This window comes from Streptomyces sp. NPDC057682, assembly GCF_042799575.1.
Taxonomy (GTDB): domain Bacteria; phylum Actinomycetota; class Actinomycetes; order Streptomycetales; family Streptomycetaceae; genus Streptomyces.
Genome location: NZ_JBHVIN010000033.1, coordinates 1 through 15,374, shown reverse-complemented (window position 1 = coordinate 15,374; position 15,374 = coordinate 1). Strand labels below are relative to the sequence as shown.

The window sequence follows — 15,374 nt, the reverse complement described above, 5'->3', positions numbered from 1 at the left end:
CATATACCCCTGGGGGGTATATGGCGAGCGTTGGGGGACGGAATCTCGCGGAGACCCCCAGCCGCCTCGGACCGGCCGTGCGACGGCCTCCGGGTCAGTCGCGTCGGATGTGTCTCAGCTCGACATGGCGGCGGGTGAGAGGCAAGGAGGCCAGCGCCGCGACGGCCAGGACGGCGACAGTGCAGACCACGAGGAGCGGCAGGCCCTCGCCGTCCCAGTAGACGGTGCCGCCGCCGGTGATCAGATAGCTGGACTCCGCGAGACGGCCCGCCACCAGGGCGCCGACCAGACCGACGGCGAGCGGCAGCAGGACCTGGACGCACTGGGCCGCGCGGACCGTGCGGGGGCGGGCGCCCAGGAGATGGAGCGCGGCGATCTTGCCCCGCCGTTCCATGGCCCGATCGACGGCGGACACGGCGAAGGCGGCGACCCCGATGAACAGCCCGAGAATCATGCCGGCCGCGAGCAGGCTCTTGACCACGGCGATCTGCTGAAGGCCCTCCACATTGACGCCCACCGTCTCGACACTCGCCGTCGGGGCGATGGCACCGATCCCGTCGAGCACCGTGCGCACGGCGCTGGGAGCGGAGTCCGACAGCAGGACGAGCTGTCCGTCCGCCGGCCATTGCCCGGCGGGAAGCAGCGAGGGTGGGATGACGATGCTCGCCCCGGCGACGGCCGAAGGCTGCCACGCCCGGATGTGAACGGCTTCCCGAGGAACGGTGACCGGGAACTTCTCCACACCCTTCCCGTCGGCCGTGCGCAGAGCAAAGGTGTACATGCGCCCGGGACGACTGTCCGAGTCCTCGGCGTACTCCGAGTCGACGAGCCGCTGGACTCTTCCGTCGGCACAGCCCCGAGGACGCTGTGCGGTGAACCCCGCCAGTTGGGCACAGTCGGCGACCACGGCCGTGATCCGGGGCCCGGTGGACACGCCGTTCGTGATCCCGGAGTCCATCTCGACGACGCCCGACCGGACACCCTCGACCTGATGCATACGGGCGCGCTGCCCCGCGTCCAGGCCGGCGAACGGGACGGCGTACTCCTGGGTAGAGGACATCGGCTTGCTGATGTGGGCCAGTTCCACAAGAACGCCCTGGGCGAGCGACGCGGCGTAGACCAGGAGGACCAGGCCGGTGACCACGCGCAGCGAGGCACCGGGCTCGACCTCGTTGCGGCGCATGGCGAGGGTCAGGGAGAGCGACTGCGTGGAACCGGCCAGACGTTTGGCGAGCCAGGCGGTGATCGGGGCAAGCGCGAGAACGAGGCCGGCCCCGGTCAGCAGCACCCCGACGGGAACGAGCAACGCGTTGGCCGACCGTCCCGCAATGTCCCGCCCAAGGGCCCCGAGGGCGCAGTACCCGCTGATGACGCCGAGTCCGGGCAGAAGCAGCAGCAGTCCGTATTTCCTCGGAGAACGGGGCAGCGCGCCCCGCCGGACCTGGAGCGGGCGCAGCGCCGCTTCGCGGGCCCGATGGCGTCCGACGAGCCAGGCCAGAACGGGGCAGACGAGGAGACAGACGGCGAGGACGGTGCCGGACGGACGGCCGTCGGGCGGGTACCACTGGAGCCCTGGCAGGCCGAACTCGGCAAGTGCTTCGTTGGCAAGGGTGTACACACCGGTCCCGAGGAGCGCGCCGAGGGATGCTGCGGCCACCGTCTCCACTGCATCGACCCGCATGGCTCCCTTCACGCTGAGCCCGAGCAGGCGCAGCGCCGCGAGCCGCCGCGCCCTGGACTCGGCGGAGAGCCGTGCGCACACGGACAGAAACACGGCCAACGGCAACAGCACCAGGCAGACCAGGGCGAACCGCAGAATGTCCAGGGTCGATTCGTCCACGACGAGGGAATCTGGCCAGCGCGAACCAAAACTGACCAACGGGCGTGCCTCATCCGGCAGTTGGGCCTGAGTGCGGCCGATGTAGGCGTAAAGCTCGTAGGGGCCGGTGAGCCCTTCGGGCCGGATCGTTCCCGTGATGCGGCCGGGGAGCAGCCCGGCGAGTCCCGGCTGCTCGGCCAGAGTCTCGCGCAGGTGCGGGGAGACGATCACTTCACCAGGGCCGGGGAGCCGGTCGATCCCGGGCGGGGCGGGGACGCGGCTCCCGGCCGGCACCGAGAGGAGCATCCGGGTGAACGGCTGGGAGCCGTACGAGTCCCTGCGGGTCACGAAGACGGTGTCCTCGTCGGACCGGGCGTGGTAGACGCCGGTCACCGCACGCGGTTCGCGTGCGGCGGACCGGGCGTCGTGGGCATCCAGGATCGCCGGAACCGTCAGCACGGCAGCGAGGCAGGCGACGCCCGCCGCGCAGCCGAGGGTCATCAGCAGGAAGCGGGCACGCCCCACCCGACCGGCGCCGCGCAGCAGGCGCAGCCCGATGAGGAACGAGGTGACGGACGGAGAATTCACGACGTCGCCTGCCTGACCAGGGACCCGTCGGCCATCGTGTACTGGTTGTCCGCACGGGAGGCCACCGAGGCGTCGTGCGTCACCATGACGACCGCTGTGCCCTGGGACCGCGCCAGAGTCAGGAACTCCCCCAGCACCGCTTCGGCGTTGACGCTGTCGAGCGCTCCCGTCGGTTCGTCCGCGAAGACGACCGCGGGGCGGTGGACCAGGGCCCGCGCCACCGCGACCCGCTGGGCCTGTCCCCCGGAGATCTCCGAGGTCCGGCGCTGCCGCAGCTCCGCGAGCCCCAGCCGGGCCAGGACCTCGCCCGCCGTCTCGTGGGCCGCCGCCTTGCGCTGTCCGGCCAGGCGAAGCGGCAGTGCGGCGTTCTCCTCCACGGTCAGCTCAGGGAGCAGCTCCCCGTACTGGAAGACGAACCCGAACCGTTCCCTGCGCACCGCGCTCAGTTCCTCGTCGTCGAGTCTCCGCAACGGCACACCGTCGAAAGTGACTTCGCCGCGCGTGGGCGGCACGACCCCGGCCAGGCAGTGGAGCAGGGACGACTTCCCCGATCCGCTGCTGCCCATGATCGCGCAGACCTCGCCGGGGTCCAGCGCGAAGTCCACGCCGCATACGGCCTTGTGAGCGCCGTAGCGCAACTCCACACCCGTCGCGCGGAGGATGGCATCCATGGTGAGCGGCACCTCTTGTTTCGCCGTGACTCATCGACCCGCGGCGGCGCCGGAGCTCGCGCCCCGGGCCGGCCGCACGGTCTCACTACCTTGCGTAGCGCTTCGTGTAAGAGCAGTTGTCGGGGTGAAGTGAGCCCCGATCGCGGCACGTTCGAATCCATGCCTTTCGGGTGTACTGCGCGGCCCCGTCGTAGACGATCTTGTCGAGGTGAACCGTCTTGCCTTGTTTCCCGTTGAGTCGGTTCCAGCTGTAGCCCTCGACCCTCACCTGCATGTAGACGTTGTTTCCATCACCCTTTTTGGCATCCGCCAGATTGCCCTTGAAGTGGAAACCGCCGTGATTCTTCCCCTTTGGCTCCCACTTGTAGGCGCCGTCGACGAAGACGGCACCTGTCGTCTTCAGGGTGGGAACGGGGGACCAGCCCCCAGCGACCGCGGCCCCCATCGCCCGAAGAACAGCGCGCCGGTAACGGCCAGAGCGGTCAGATTTCGCATGTTTTCCCCCCGCAGAATCACCGAGCCAGTGATTACAGAGAGTATCCGAACGACCTCCCTTCGTGCACTGAACTGATCTTGCTTCGCCCGATGCGGTGACACCAGGGAAATGGATGACGAGACGCCCGCGTCCCGGCTCCGCACCACCGAGCCACGGGCGCCACCAGGCCGGCCCTCGCCGCCCCACCCCGCCTCCGCAACCCCTGCCACAGACGACTCCGACCCTCACCCGGCCCGCAGCTCCATGACTAAACCTTTGCCTTAACTAAACCGTTCACTAGACAACGTTGTCACCCACCCGTCAGAGTGGCCCCCGGGGGCGCGATCCGTACCGGAGAACCGCACCCGTTCACGAAAGGTGTGGTGGTGGCGTGACGGTGTACGGAGCACTGGACATCGGCGGTACGAAGATCGCCGGGGCACTCGTGGACGACACGGGCACCCTGGTCGCACGCGCCCAACGGCCCACACCCGCCCGGGAGTCCGCCGAGGTGCTGATGGCCGCCGTGACCTCGGTGGTCGACGAGCTCGCCCGGCACTCGATGTGGGACGCGCAGAGTTGTTTCGGCATCGCCAGCGCCGGGCCGGTCGACACTGCGGCCGGGACGGTCAGCCCGGTCAACATCCCCGCCTGGCGCCGCTTCCCGCTGGTCGAGCGGGTGGCCGCGCATCCCCGCATGCCCGCAGGGACCCGGCCCGTGCTGGTCGGCGACGCCGTGGCCATGACGGCGGCCGAGCACTGGCTCGGCGCGGCGCGCGGCTTCGACAACGCCCTGTGCATGGTGGTCTCCACCGGCGTCGGCGGCGGCCTGGTCCTGGACGGCCGACTCCGCACCGGCCGGACGGGGAACGCCGGCCACATCGGGCACATCACCGTCGACCTGCACGGCTCGGTGTGCCCCTGCGGCGCGCCGGGCTGCGTCGAGGGGCTGGCCAGCGGTACGTCCATCGCCGCCTACGCCGAGGCCTCCGGCTGGACCCCGCCGCCGGGCGGCCCCGCGACGGCCGCCGAGGTGGCACGCTCCGCGCGGGCCGGCGATCCCCGCGCGCTCGCGGCCTACGACCGGGCGGCCCGCGCCCTGGCGGCGGCCGTCGCGGCCACGGCCGCCCTGGTCGAACTCGACCTCGTGGTCGTCGGCGGTGGGGTGGCCCAGGCCGGCGACACCCTGTTCGCCCCCCTGCGCGCCCACCTCGCCGGCTACGCCGTACTCGACTTCACCCGCGGACTGCCCGTCGTACCGGCGCTGCTCGCTCTGGACGCCGGGCTCATCGGCGCCGCGGCAGCCGCCTCCGCCACCCCCGGAAGAAGCACCGCGATACCGACGAGGACCGCCGAGGCCTCCGGGAGGACCGCCGCATGGACCGCCTGACCAACACCGTCCGCCGCTACGCCTGGGGCTCCACCACCGCGCTCCCCGGGCTGACGGGCGCGGAGCCGGACGGAACGCCGCAGGCCGAGCTGTGGATGGGTGCCCATCCCACCGCGCCGTCCCTCGTCGAGCGCGGCGACGGTCCGCGTTCGCTCGGCGCGGTCATCAAGGAGGCGCCCGGGGCCGAACTGGGCGAGGCCGTTCTGCGCCGCTTCGGGCCGCGGCTGCCGTTCCTGCTCAAACTGCTGGCCGCCGAGGCGCCGCTCTCCCTCCAGGTCCACCCGGACCTGGCCCAGGCCGCCGCCGGGCACGCCCGCGAGAACGCGCGCGGAATCCCGCTCGACGCCCCGCACCGCACCTATCCCGACGCCAACCACAAGCCGGAGATGATCGTCGCGCTCGGCGCCTTCGACGGTCTCTGCGGTTTTCGCACCGCCGCCGGCTGCGCCGACCTGCTCGGCGCGTTGCGGGTCGCACGGCTCGACCGTCACCGCGTCGCCCTGCGGGCGCTCCCCGAGGAGACCGCGCTGCGGCAGGTCTTCTCGGCGTTCCTGACCCCGCACCGCTCCCTCGTCGCCGAGGTCACCCGGGCCGTGGCCCGTGAGGCGGCGTGTCCCGGCCCGTTCCGGGAGCAGTTCGCCGCGTACGAGACCATCGCGCGGGCACACCCCGGGGACGCCGGACTGCTGCCCGCGCTGATGCTCAACCATGTCCGGCTGGCACCCGGCGAGGGGCTCTTCCTCGGCGCGGGCGTCCCGCACGCCTATATAAGAGGGCTCGGGGTCGAGGTCATGGCGGGCTCCGACAACGTGCTGCGCTGCGGGCTGACGTCCAAGCACGTGGACACGGCCGAGCTGCTGCGGGTGATCCGGTTCGCCGCGACCGAGGTCCGGGTGGAGCGGCCCGTGGCCGTCACCGGTGGCGAGGAGGTGTACGCCTGCGCCGTGGACGACTTCCGGCTGTCCGTCGTACGGCCCGGCGCGCTCGGGCCGGAAGTGACCCTCGACGCGGCCGCCCCTCAGATCCTCGTCTGCACCTCCGGCACCGTCCGTGTCACCGGAGCCGACGGCTCACTCGACCTCCCGGCAGGCGCGTCGGCGTACGCCCCCGCCGGGGAACCGCTGACGGTCAGCGGAAGCGGAACCGCCTACCGCGCCACGGTGGACATCGCCTTCCCCTGACCCCGCCGTACCGTCGACGCCCCGCCCGGAACGTCGCACCGGGCGGGGCAGGGGCCGGACTTCACGACCGGACTTCACAACCGGACTTCACAACCCGGACTTCACAACCCGGACTTCACAACCCGGACTTCACAACCCGGGCCTCACGACCCGGGCCTCACGCCCCAGACTCACCGTTCGGATCTCACCGTTCAGACCTCGCCGTTCGGACCTCCCGATCCGGAAGCTCAGTGCGCCACCGGTGCCTGCGCCGTCGAGCCGCGCGGGGTGAGCGACGGCGTCGGCACCTGGACGGAACCGGAATGCTGCCCCTCGATGACCGCGAACAGCGTGCGGGCCACCTGGGCGCCGAAGCTGTGCACGTCGTGGCTCATCGCCGACAGCGTCGGATGCGTGATCCGGCACAGCTGCGAATCGTCCCAGGCCAGCAGCGACACGTCGTCCGGCACCACGAAGCCCATCTCGGCGGCGACGCCCGCGCCCGCGACGGCCATGATGTCGTTGTCGTACACGATGGCCGTCGGACGCTCCGGCGACATCAGCAGGGACCGGGTCGCCCGCGCCCCCTCGCCGCCGTCGAAGCCGGTCGCGATCTGCCGGCCCTCCTCAAGTCCCAGCTCCCGCATCGTGGTCGCGAAGGCATGGGCCCGGATCGCGCTGTGCCCGAGCCCGACCGGGCCGCCGACGCGGGCGATCCGCCGGTGGCCGAGCGCGGCCAGATAGCGGACGGCCTCGGCCGCTGCGGTCGCGTCGTCGGTCCATACGGCGGGGAACGCACCGGTCAGCGAGGGGTGTCCGACGGCCACGGCCGGCAGCCCGATGGAGGCCAGCGCGGGAACCCGCGGATCGTCCTCGTGGAAGTCGACCAGGATCGCGCCCGCGATCGTCTGGCTGCGCCACCACGACCGGTACAGCTCGGTCTCCTCGTCGAGGTCCCGCACCAGCCGCAGCAGCAGCGAGTACGACCGGTCGGCGAGGACGCTCTCGATACCGGAGATGAAGTCCATGTAGAACGGTTCGAGGCCGAGCAGCCGGGCGGGCCGGCACAGGGCCAGGCCGATGATGTCGACCCGCTGGCTGGAGAGGCTGCGCGCCGTGAGGTTCGGCGCCCAGCCCAGCTCCTTCGCCGCGTCGAAGATCCGCTGCCGGGTGGCGTCCGAGACCCCGGGCTTCTGGTTGAACGCCAGCGACACGGCGCCCTTGGACACCCCGGCACGGGCGGCGACGTCCTTGATCGTCACACGGGCGGGACCGTTCACCGGGCGCCCGCGCTGAAGAGGGCGGACCGCGCCCTCGCCTCGTCGACGGAGCCACAGCCGGTCACCCGGATCCGGAGCCGCTCGCCGGGCAGCAGGGTCCGCAGGCCCTGATCGGCCTCGGCGGCCGGGTCCAGCCGGTCGGCCTGGAGGAGAAGATCTCTCAGCAGAGTGTGCGCGCTCACCACGACGTCGACTGTATCCCGCTTGCCCGCCACCGCCTCCACGTCGACGTCGAACTCCGGGGCGGGATAGGCGAACTCCTTGTCGGCGACCGGGAAGTGGAGCGCGCGCAGCCCGTCGGCGTCGGCGACGAGGAACTCCTTGGCGGACGCGGCACCGGGCACCAGCTCCTCGGGAACGGGGATCCGCACCACCGAGCGGGGTCCCACCGCCACCTCCCGCACCGCGCGGTGCAGCGTCGTCCCGTCGGCCTCCACGCGCCGCAGTTCCACCGAGGTCCGCCACTCGGCACCGGCCTGGTTGACGACGGCGAGGACCGGGCCGCCCTCGCCCCCGTCGCCCGTGGGCAGCAGGGTCAGCAGCCGGTCCGCGTACACCCGGCGCAGCTCGTGGTAGAGCGGCTTGGGCCGGCCGTCGCCGTCGATGGCGGACCAGGAACTGACCGGCCAGCAGTCGTTCAGCTGCCAGACGACGGTGCCGGCGCAGACCGGCCAGTGGGAGCGCCAGTGCTCGATGCCGGCGGCGACGGCGCGCGCCTGCACGACCTGGGTGAGGTAGTGCCAGCGGTCGAAGTCGCGTCCGGGGAGGTCGAAGTGGCGGGCGACGCCGCGGTTCAGCTTGCCGTTGCCGTCCTCGGCCTTCTGGTGGTGGAGCATGCCGGGCGAATCGGGGGCCAGGTCCTCGCCGGGCAGGGCGCGGTGGAGCGTGGCGAGGGCCGGGGGCGCCTGCCAGCCGAACTCCGCGACGAAGCGGGGGATGTCGGCGCGGTACTCGGCGTAGTCCTGCCGGTTCCAGACCTCCCAGGAGTGGTGGGTGCCGTGCGCCGGGTCGTTGGGGTGGTGGTCCCAGGAGCCGGACCAGGGACTGCCGGCCGCGTAGGGGCGGGTGGGGTCGAGTTCGGCGACCAGCCGGGGCAGCAGTCCCAGGTAGTAGCCCTCGCCCCAGGAGTCGCCGGCCAGCTCGGGCTCCCACTCCCAGTCCCGGAAGCCCCACAGGTTCTCGTTGTTGCCGTTCCACAGCACGAGGCTGGGGTGCGGCATCAGGCGGACAACGTTGTCACGCGCCTCGGCCTCGACCTCTCCGCGCAGCGGCTGCTCCTCGGGGTAGGCGGAGCAGGCGAAGAGGAAGTCCTGCCAGACCATCAGGCCGAGCTCGTCGCAGGCGGTGTAGAAGGCCTCGTCCTCGTAGATGCCGCCGCCCCAGACCCTGACCAGGTCGACATGGGCGTCGGCGGCCTGCCGGAGCCGGGTGCGGTAGCGCTCGGGGGTGATCCGGGACGGGAAGACGTCGTCGGGGATCCAGTTGACGCCGCGCGCGAAGATCCGTACGCCGTTGACGACGAGGGTGAATCCGGTGCCGTGCTCGTCGGCGGAGCGGTCGACTTCGACCGTACGGAAGCCGATCCTCCGCTCCCAGCCGTCGAGTACGCCGCCGGCGTCGCGCAGTTCGACGGTGAGGTCGTAGAGGTGCTGGTCGCCGTAGCCGCGCGGCCACCAGAGGCGCGGCGCGTCGACGTCCAGCCGTACGACGGCCTCGTCCCCCTCTACGCGGGCCTCGGCGCGGACGCCCGCGACGGAGGCGGTGACGGTCAGCACCCGCTCGCGGCCGCTGTCGGTGCGCTCCACAGCGATCCGTATCTCGGCCCGGCCGGTGCCGTCCTCGACGGTGACCAGCGGGCGCACCGAGGCGAGGCGCGCGGTGGACCAGTGCTCCAGGCGGACCGGCCGCCAGATGCCGGCGGTGACGAGCGTCGGCCCCCAGTCCCAGCCGAAGTTGCAGGCCATCTTCCGGATGTACTGGGAGGGTTCGGGATAGACGTTGGGCCGGTCGCCGGTCAGGGCGCGGACCGCCTCGGCCTCGTCGTACGCGGAGGCGAAGGCGATCTCCAGCAGCCCGGTCGCACCGGTGACGTCGAACCGGTACCCGCGGTGCATGTTGCGGGTGCTGCCCAGGGTCCGGCCGTCGAGGGTGAGCGTCGCGGCGGTGTCGAGTCCGTCGAGGACGAGATCCGTCCGCTCGTGGCCGCTGTCGTGCGCCAACTGCCGCTCGTACGTCCAGGAGCGTCGGCCCACCCAGGCGACCTCGGTCTCGTTGAGGCCGAGCAAGGGGTCCGGGACGATCCCGGCGGCGTGCAGATCGGTGTGCACACAGCCGGGCACGACGGCGGGGAGCGGGGCTCCTTCGTGGCGCAGGGTCCAGCCGTCGTTGAGCGGGGTGACGTCCTTCATGGGTGCGGCTCCAATCGCCTGACTCGGACCGGCGAATCGGGCCGGTGGCTCAGGGCGGTAGATGTACGACGCCGCCAACCTAACCCGCTGATCACGCCGTGTCTATAAACCGGTCTAGTGCCGCTTTCGTCGCCGACCGCTCGCTCATCGCTGAACAAAACGTCGCAAGAAGCCCTGATGGTAACGATTGAGCATCACGATCGAAACTTGAGCTTTACCGGTTCACTACCGGGCTGCCATAGTGCCGCTATCCCACCGCAGACCTTGAGCCGCCATCTTGAAGGAGTTGGGCACATGGGGAAGACCAAGACCCTGACCGGTGCGTTGCTGGCCGTCGCGACGCTGACCGTGACGGGGTGCGGCGGCGGGGGCACGCCGTCCTCGGAGACCGCCTCTGCGCCCACCGACGCGAAGGAGGTGAGCGGCAGCATCACGGTCCTCACCCAGCGCACCGACCTGGTCAAGAGCGGCGCGATGGACGCCTACGCGGCCGAGTTCCGGAAGATCTACCCCAAGGTCAAGGTGAAGTTCGAGGGCCTCACGGACTACGAGGGCGAGGCCCGGATCCGGATGAACACCAAGCACTACGGTGACGTCCTCATGATCCCCGGCGCGGTGGCCAAGAACGACTACCCGCGGTTCTTCGCCCCGCTGGGCTCCGCCGAGGAGCTGGGCGCGAAGTACCGCTTCAGCGACAAGACGGAGGTCGGCGGCAAGGTCTACGGCGTCGCCCAGTTCGGCACCGCCAACGGCTTCGTCTACAACAAGGCCGTGTGGAAGCGGGCCGGGATCGAGGACTGGCCGAAGACGCCCCGGGAGTTCCTCGCGGACCTCGGCGCGATCAAGGCGAAGACGAAGGCCGTGCCCTACTACACCAACTTCGGCGACGGCTGGCCGCTGGTCCAGTGGACCAGCAATGTCGGCTCGGTGACCTGCGACAAGGATGCGAGCAACAAGCTCGCCGGCGCCGTCTCGCCGTGGAAGGCCGGGAGCGAGCTGAACGTCTCGGACACGCTGCTCCACGACATCGTCAAGGGCGGGCTCGCCGAGAAGGACCCCAACACCACCAACTGGGAGGAGTCCAAGACCCTCGTCGCCAAGGGGAAGATCGGCGCGATGATGCTCGGCTCCTGGTCGATCACGCAGATGCAGCAGGCCGCCGAGGCGGCGGGCGGCAGCAAGGACGACATCGGCTTCATGCCCTTCCCTGCCCAGAAGGACGGGAAGTTCTGCGCCACGCTGGTCTCCGACTACCAGCAGGCGGTGAACATCAACTCCGAGCACAAGGAGGCCGCCCGCGCGTGGATCGACTGGTTCACCGAGAAGTCCGGCTACTCCGCCAAGGAGGGCGCGGTCCCCACGGTGAAGTCCGCGGCCATGCCCGACACCCTCAAAGACTTCGTTGACAACGATGTCACCTTCACAGAGCGGTCGGAGAAGGACACCGCGAAGGTCAACGACATCGACAAGGCGTCCGAGATCGGTCTCAACACCCCCGACTACCGCCAGAAGTTGATCGACATCGCCCGCGGCGCGGAGCACGGCACCCTCAAGGACTTCTTCGCCGGCCTCGACAAGAGGTGGGACGAGGCGGCGAGGACCGCCGGTTCCTGACAGCCGGCGGAGGAGGGCCCCGGCCGCCCGGCAGCGGCGGCCGGGGCCGACGAGCCCGACGGGCGCAAGCGGATGAGAGAAGGCCCTGAGACATGACCCGAACCATCGATACGGCCCCGGCGACACCGCCGCGCGCCGCGGCCCGCCCGGCCGGGGGCAGCCGCCGGCGTCCGCCGCGGCAGGCACCACGCGGACGGCTGCTGCGGCGGCTGACCCCGTGGATGTTCCTCGCCGTACCGCTCGTACTGCTGATCACCTTCACATACGTGCCCGTCGGCAACATGCTCTACTACAGCTTCACCGACTGGGACGGCATCAGTCCCGAGCGCGATTTCACGGGCGTGGACAACTACGTCCAGATCTTCACCCGGCCCGAGCTCTTCCGGGTCTTCTTCGTCAGCTTCTACTACCTCGCCGCGTCCGTGGTGCAGATCGTGATCGCCCTCTACTTCGCGACGGTGCTCAGCTTCGACCTCAGGTTCCGCAACCTGTTCAAGGGGATCCTCTTCTTCCCCTACCTGGTCAACGGCGTGGCCATCGGCTTCATCTTCCTGTACTTCTTCAAGGACGGCGGCACGCTGGACTCGGTGCTGTCCTGGGTCGGCGCCGGTTCCGACCACGCCTGGCTGGGCGATCCCGCCTCGGCGAACACCTCCCTGTCCGGCGTCTCGGTCTGGCGGCACACGGGACTGAACTTCGTGCTCTTCCTCGGCGCCATCCAGTCCATTCCGGGCGAGCTGTACGAGGCCGCGCAGCTCGACGGGGCCTCGCGGTGGCAGCAGTTCCGGCACATCATCGCGCCGGGCATCAGACCCGTACTGAGCCTGAGCATCATCCTGGCGATCTCGGGATCCCTCTCGGTCTTCGAGATCCCGTGGATCATGACCGGCGGCTCGACGGGGACGACGACGTTCGTCATCCAGACCGTCAAGCTCGCGTTCCAGTTCAACAAGACCGGGCTGGCCTCGGCCGCCGCGGTGGTGCTGTTGCTGATCATTCTGCTGATCACCTGGATCCAGCGCCGTCTCGTGCCCGATGAGAAGGTGGACCTCGTATGACCACGGCCCCGACCACGACCCGGAAGTCCCCCGCGGCCGTCCGCACCCGCGGCCTGATCGGCAGGACCGCCGTCTATCTCTCCCTGGTGCTGGCCTCGCTGGTCGTCCTCGTCCCGCTGGGCGTGGTCCTCCTGACCTCGCTCAAGACCTCGGACGAGATGGCCGACGGCGGCCCGCTGTCCCTGCCCTCGGACTGGCTCAACCTCTCCAACTACGCGACCGCGTTCACCGACGGCAAGATGGTCAGCGCCTTCGGGAACACCGCGTTCATCCTGCTGTTCTCGATCACCGGCACGGTGGTCATCGGCTCGATGACGGCGTACGCGATCGACCGCTTCCACTTCCCGGCCAGGAAACTGGTCATGGGGCTGTTCCTGGTCGCCACCCTGGTCCCGGGCGTCACCACGCAGGTGGCGACCTTCCAGGTCGTCAACAGCTTCGGCCTGTTCGACACCCGGTGGGCACCGATCCTGCTGTACATGGGGACCGACATCGTCTCCATCTACATCTTCCTGCAGTTCATCCGGGGCATCCCGGTCTCGCTGGACGAGGCGGCCCGGCTGGACGGGGCCAACTCCTTCACGGTCTACCGGAAGGTGATCTTCCCGCTGCTCAAGCCGGCCATCGCCACCGTGGTCATCATCAAGGGGATCACCGTCTACAACGACTTCTACATCCCCTTCCTCTACATGCCGTCGGAGGAGCTGGGCACGGTGTCCACCGCGCTCTTCCGGTTCAAGGGGCCGTTCGGCGCCCACTGGGAGAACATCTCGGCCGGCGCGATCCTCGTCATCCTGCCCACGCTGGTCGTCTTCCTGTTCCTCCAGCGGTACATCTACAACGGCTTCGCCCAGGGCGCGACCAAGTAGGCACCCCGCGTGGCACCACTGGCGCCACCCCGCACACACCTGCGGCCCTTTCCATGAATACGCAGATCAGGGCCCGATCCACCCAGAGGATCGGGCCCTGATTTCTGCTCGTCCATCACGTGATGGTGCCACTGGTGCCACTCACACGCTTGCCATGGCACCATGATAGTGCCATGATGGCGTTATGGACCTCACCCCGTATGTCGACACCATCCGCCGCGAACTCGCGGTGGCCGCCGAGGCAGGCGGCGAGGACGCCCGCGAACTCGCGGACCGGCTCACCGCCCCGCTGGAATCGGCGACCCGGCTGACGATGCTCAACGTGCTCTCCGCCGCGATGGACGAGATCACCCGGGAGCTGGCCCCCGGCTCGGTCGACGTACGGCTGCGCGGACTGGACCCCGACTTCGTGGTGACCCTGCCTCCCACCGGCGGCACCGCGGCGGAACCGGTCGCGCCCGCCGCCCCCGCCGAGCCGCCCGCCACGACCGGCGACGGCGAGGAGGGTGCCACCGCGCGCGTCAACCTGCGCCTCCCGGCCCCGCTCAAGGCCCGTGCCGAACAGGCCGCGAGCCGGGAAGGGCTGTCGGTCAACGCCTGGCTGGTACGGGCCGTCTCGGCCGCGGTCGACGGGGGCACCCCGCCGCGCACGGCGGAGAGGTCCCGGACCGTCGGACAGAACTTCACGGGATGGGTGCGCTGACCGCGCCCCCGCCCACCGCACCCGAACCACTTCATCCACCAGGCGTCCCACCTGCGAGGACGCCCAGCAGACTCATGAGGACGGGACAGCCATGCCTTCTTTCGACACCCCCGGGCCCATCACCGCCACCGCGCACGTGGACGCCGGGTCCATCCAGTTCATCGCGGGCGACCGCACCGACACCGTCGTCGAGACGCGGCCCCGCGACCCGAAGAAGGACCAGGACGTACGGTCCGCCGGCCAGACCGAGGTGGCGTACGCGAACGGCGCCCTGACGATCCGGACGCCCAAGCAGCGCTACCTCGTCGGACGGACCGGCACGGTCGACGTGACCGTCGAACTGCCCGCCGGCTCCCATGTGGAGATGACCGGCGCCTGGGCCCAGGTCCTCGGCGAGGGCCGGCTCGGCGAGGTACGGGTGAAGACCTCGTCCGGTGACGTCCGGCTGGACGTCACCGGCCCGCTGAAGCTCACCGCCTCGCACGGCTCGATCACCGTCGACCGGGTCGAGGGGGCCGCCGAGATCACCACCAGCTCGGGCAGCATGCGCGTCGGCCACCTCGACGGACCCGCCGTCCTCAAGAACTCGCACGGCAGCACCACCGTGGGCCTGGCCAACGGGGAACTGCGGGTCAGCGGCGCCAACGGGGACATCGACATCGCCCGCGCCGAGGACTCGGTCACCGCCACCACCGCGCACGGCACCCTGCGCGTGGGCGAAGTGGTCCGCGGGACCGTCCAGTTGGAGACCAATCACGGCGCCATCGACATCGGCATCCGCACGGGCACCGCCGCCTGGCTCGACGCGGACTCCGGCCGGGGCCAGGTGCGCAACACGCTCACGGCCTCGGACGCCCCGGAGTCGACCGAGGAGACCGTCAAGATCCGTGCCCGGACGCGCTGGGGCAACATCGACGTCCGCCGCTCCCAGGCCTGAGCCCCACGCTCCCCCGCTCCGTTCCCCCTGCTTCCCCCTCCCCTTCTCCCTCTCCCTCTCCCCATCCCTCTCCCAGCCTTCGCGTCGGAGGACGCCATGCCGAGTTCTGTCATGCCCATGTCTAGCTCTGCGACCATTGAGGAGGCGCCCAGCGCCGTCTCCGCCCTCGGCCTGCGCAAGTCCTACGGGGACAAGGTCGTCCTGGACGGGATCGACCTGCGGATCCCGGCCGGGTCCGTCTTCGCGTTGCTGGGTCCGAACGGTGCGGGCAAGACGACGGCCGTGAAGATCCTCTCGACACTGGTACGGCCGGACCCCGGGTCCGGGCCCGTCCGGGTCGGCGGGCACGACCTGGCCACCGACCCGCAGGCCGCCCGCGCCACCATCGGCGTCACCGGACAG

The 15,374-nt window shown here is 70.6% G+C and carries 13 protein-coding genes; 8 read left to right on the top strand and 5 right to left on the bottom strand.

Going from position 1 to position 15,374, the window contains the following annotated elements; translation table 11 throughout:
* Positions 1-94: 94 nt before the first annotated feature.
* The 3 genes from ACFVDM_RS37625 to ACFVDM_RS37615 all read right to left on the bottom strand — a co-directional run bounded on the left by ACFVDM_RS37625 (position 95) and on the right by ACFVDM_RS37615 (position 3,523).
* Positions 95-2,320, bottom strand: coding sequence for an ABC transporter permease (locus ACFVDM_RS37625; RefSeq protein WP_383651225.1), 2,226 nt, complete (start codon positions 2,318-2,320; stop codon positions 95-97).
* Positions 2,321-2,403: 83 nt separating this feature from the next.
* Positions 2,404-3,078 carry an ABC transporter ATP-binding protein gene (locus ACFVDM_RS37620; RefSeq protein WP_383651202.1) on the bottom strand — a complete coding sequence of 225 codons (675 nt, stop codon included), beginning with the start codon at positions 3,076-3,078 and terminating at the stop codon, positions 2,404-2,406.
* A gap of 85 nt (positions 3,079-3,163) precedes the next feature.
* On the bottom strand, positions 3,164-3,523 hold the full coding sequence (locus ACFVDM_RS37615; protein WP_383651201.1) for a hypothetical protein: 360 nt from the start codon (positions 3,521-3,523) through the stop codon (positions 3,164-3,166).
* Between the two features lie 421 nt (positions 3,524-3,944).
* On the opposite strand from ACFVDM_RS37615, the gene ACFVDM_RS37610 reads away from it, so the two are divergent.
* A complete protein-coding gene (locus ACFVDM_RS37610; protein ID WP_383651200.1) occupies positions 3,945-4,943 on the top strand; it encodes an ROK family protein in 999 nt (332 codons plus the stop codon).
* Entirely contained in the window at positions 4,931-6,124 is a 1,194-nt protein-coding gene (gene manA, locus ACFVDM_RS37605) for a mannose-6-phosphate isomerase, class I (RefSeq protein WP_383651199.1), read from the top strand. The genes ACFVDM_RS37610 and manA overlap by 13 nt, the downstream gene beginning before the upstream one ends.
* A 227-nt stretch (positions 6,125-6,351) precedes the next feature.
* Here manA and ACFVDM_RS37600 read toward each other — a convergent pair whose 3' ends face one another.
* Positions 6,352-7,383, bottom strand: coding sequence for a LacI family DNA-binding transcriptional regulator (locus ACFVDM_RS37600; RefSeq protein ID WP_383651198.1), 1,032 nt, complete (start codon positions 7,381-7,383; stop codon positions 6,352-6,354).
* Entirely contained in the window at positions 7,380-9,791 is a 2,412-nt protein-coding gene (locus tag ACFVDM_RS37595; RefSeq protein ID WP_383651197.1) for a glycoside hydrolase family 2 protein, read from the bottom strand. Before ACFVDM_RS37595 ends, ACFVDM_RS37600 begins: the two co-directional genes overlap by 4 nt.
* Positions 9,792-10,085: 294 nt before the next feature.
* Between ACFVDM_RS37595 and ACFVDM_RS37590 the strand changes: the two genes are divergently transcribed.
* From ACFVDM_RS37590 to ACFVDM_RS37565, 6 genes are all read left to right on the top strand, one after another.
* Positions 10,086-11,405 (top strand): ABC transporter substrate-binding protein, encoded by a 1,320-nt coding sequence (locus ACFVDM_RS37590; RefSeq protein ID WP_383651196.1) that lies wholly within the window; start codon positions 10,086-10,088, stop codon positions 11,403-11,405.
* Positions 11,406-11,497: 92 nt separating this feature from the next.
* On the top strand, positions 11,498-12,463 hold the full coding sequence (locus ACFVDM_RS37585) for a carbohydrate ABC transporter permease (protein ID WP_383651195.1): 966 nt from the start codon (positions 11,498-11,500) through the stop codon (positions 12,461-12,463).
* The gene (locus tag ACFVDM_RS37580; protein WP_383651194.1) at positions 12,460-13,332 is read left to right on the top strand and encodes a carbohydrate ABC transporter permease; all 873 of its coding nucleotides are present in this window, start codon (positions 12,460-12,462) and stop codon (positions 13,330-13,332) included. Before ACFVDM_RS37585 ends, ACFVDM_RS37580 begins: the two co-directional genes overlap by 4 nt.
* 184 nt (positions 13,333-13,516) lie before the next feature.
* Positions 13,517-14,035 carry a hypothetical protein gene (locus ACFVDM_RS37575; protein WP_383651193.1) on the top strand — a complete coding sequence of 173 codons (519 nt, stop codon included), beginning with the start codon at positions 13,517-13,519 and terminating at the stop codon, positions 14,033-14,035.
* A 91-nt stretch (positions 14,036-14,126) separates the two neighbouring features.
* Positions 14,127-14,972, top strand: a complete 846-nt coding sequence (locus ACFVDM_RS37570) for a DUF4097 domain-containing protein (protein ID WP_383651192.1) — start codon at positions 14,127-14,129, stop codon at positions 14,970-14,972.
* A gap of 117 nt (positions 14,973-15,089) precedes the next feature.
* A partial coding sequence (locus ACFVDM_RS37565; RefSeq protein ID WP_383651191.1) for an ATP-binding cassette domain-containing protein occupies positions 15,090-15,374 on the top strand: 285 nt, incomplete at its 3' end.

Bases quoted from the DNA above. Each gene is read 5' to 3' on its own strand.
- ACFVDM_RS37625 (WP_383651225.1), bottom strand. From the start codon at position 2,320: ATGACCCTCGGCTGCGCGGCGGGCGTCGCCTGCCTCGCTGCCGTGCTG.
- ACFVDM_RS37620 (WP_383651202.1), bottom strand. From the start codon at position 3,078: ATGGATGCCATCCTCCGCGCGACGGGTGTGGAGTTGCGCTACGGCGCT.
- ACFVDM_RS37615 (WP_383651201.1), bottom strand. From the start codon at position 3,523: ATGGGGGCCGCGGTCGCTGGGGGCTGGTCCCCCGTTCCCACCCTGAAG.
- manA (WP_383651199.1), top strand. From the start codon at position 4,931: ATGGACCGCCTGACCAACACCGTCCGCCGCTACGCCTGGGGCTCCACC.
- ACFVDM_RS37595 (WP_383651197.1), bottom strand. From the start codon at position 9,791: ATGAAGGACGTCACCCCGCTCAACGACGGCTGGACCCTGCGCCACGAA.
- ACFVDM_RS37590 (WP_383651196.1), top strand. From the start codon at position 10,086: ATGGGGAAGACCAAGACCCTGACCGGTGCGTTGCTGGCCGTCGCGACG.
- ACFVDM_RS37585 (WP_383651195.1), top strand. From the start codon at position 11,498: ATGACCCGAACCATCGATACGGCCCCGGCGACACCGCCGCGCGCCGCG.
- ACFVDM_RS37580 (WP_383651194.1), top strand. From the start codon at position 12,460: ATGACCACGGCCCCGACCACGACCCGGAAGTCCCCCGCGGCCGTCCGC.
- ACFVDM_RS37575 (WP_383651193.1), top strand. From the start codon at position 13,517: ATGGACCTCACCCCGTATGTCGACACCATCCGCCGCGAACTCGCGGTG.
- ACFVDM_RS37570 (WP_383651192.1), top strand. From the start codon at position 14,127: ATGCCTTCTTTCGACACCCCCGGGCCCATCACCGCCACCGCGCACGTG.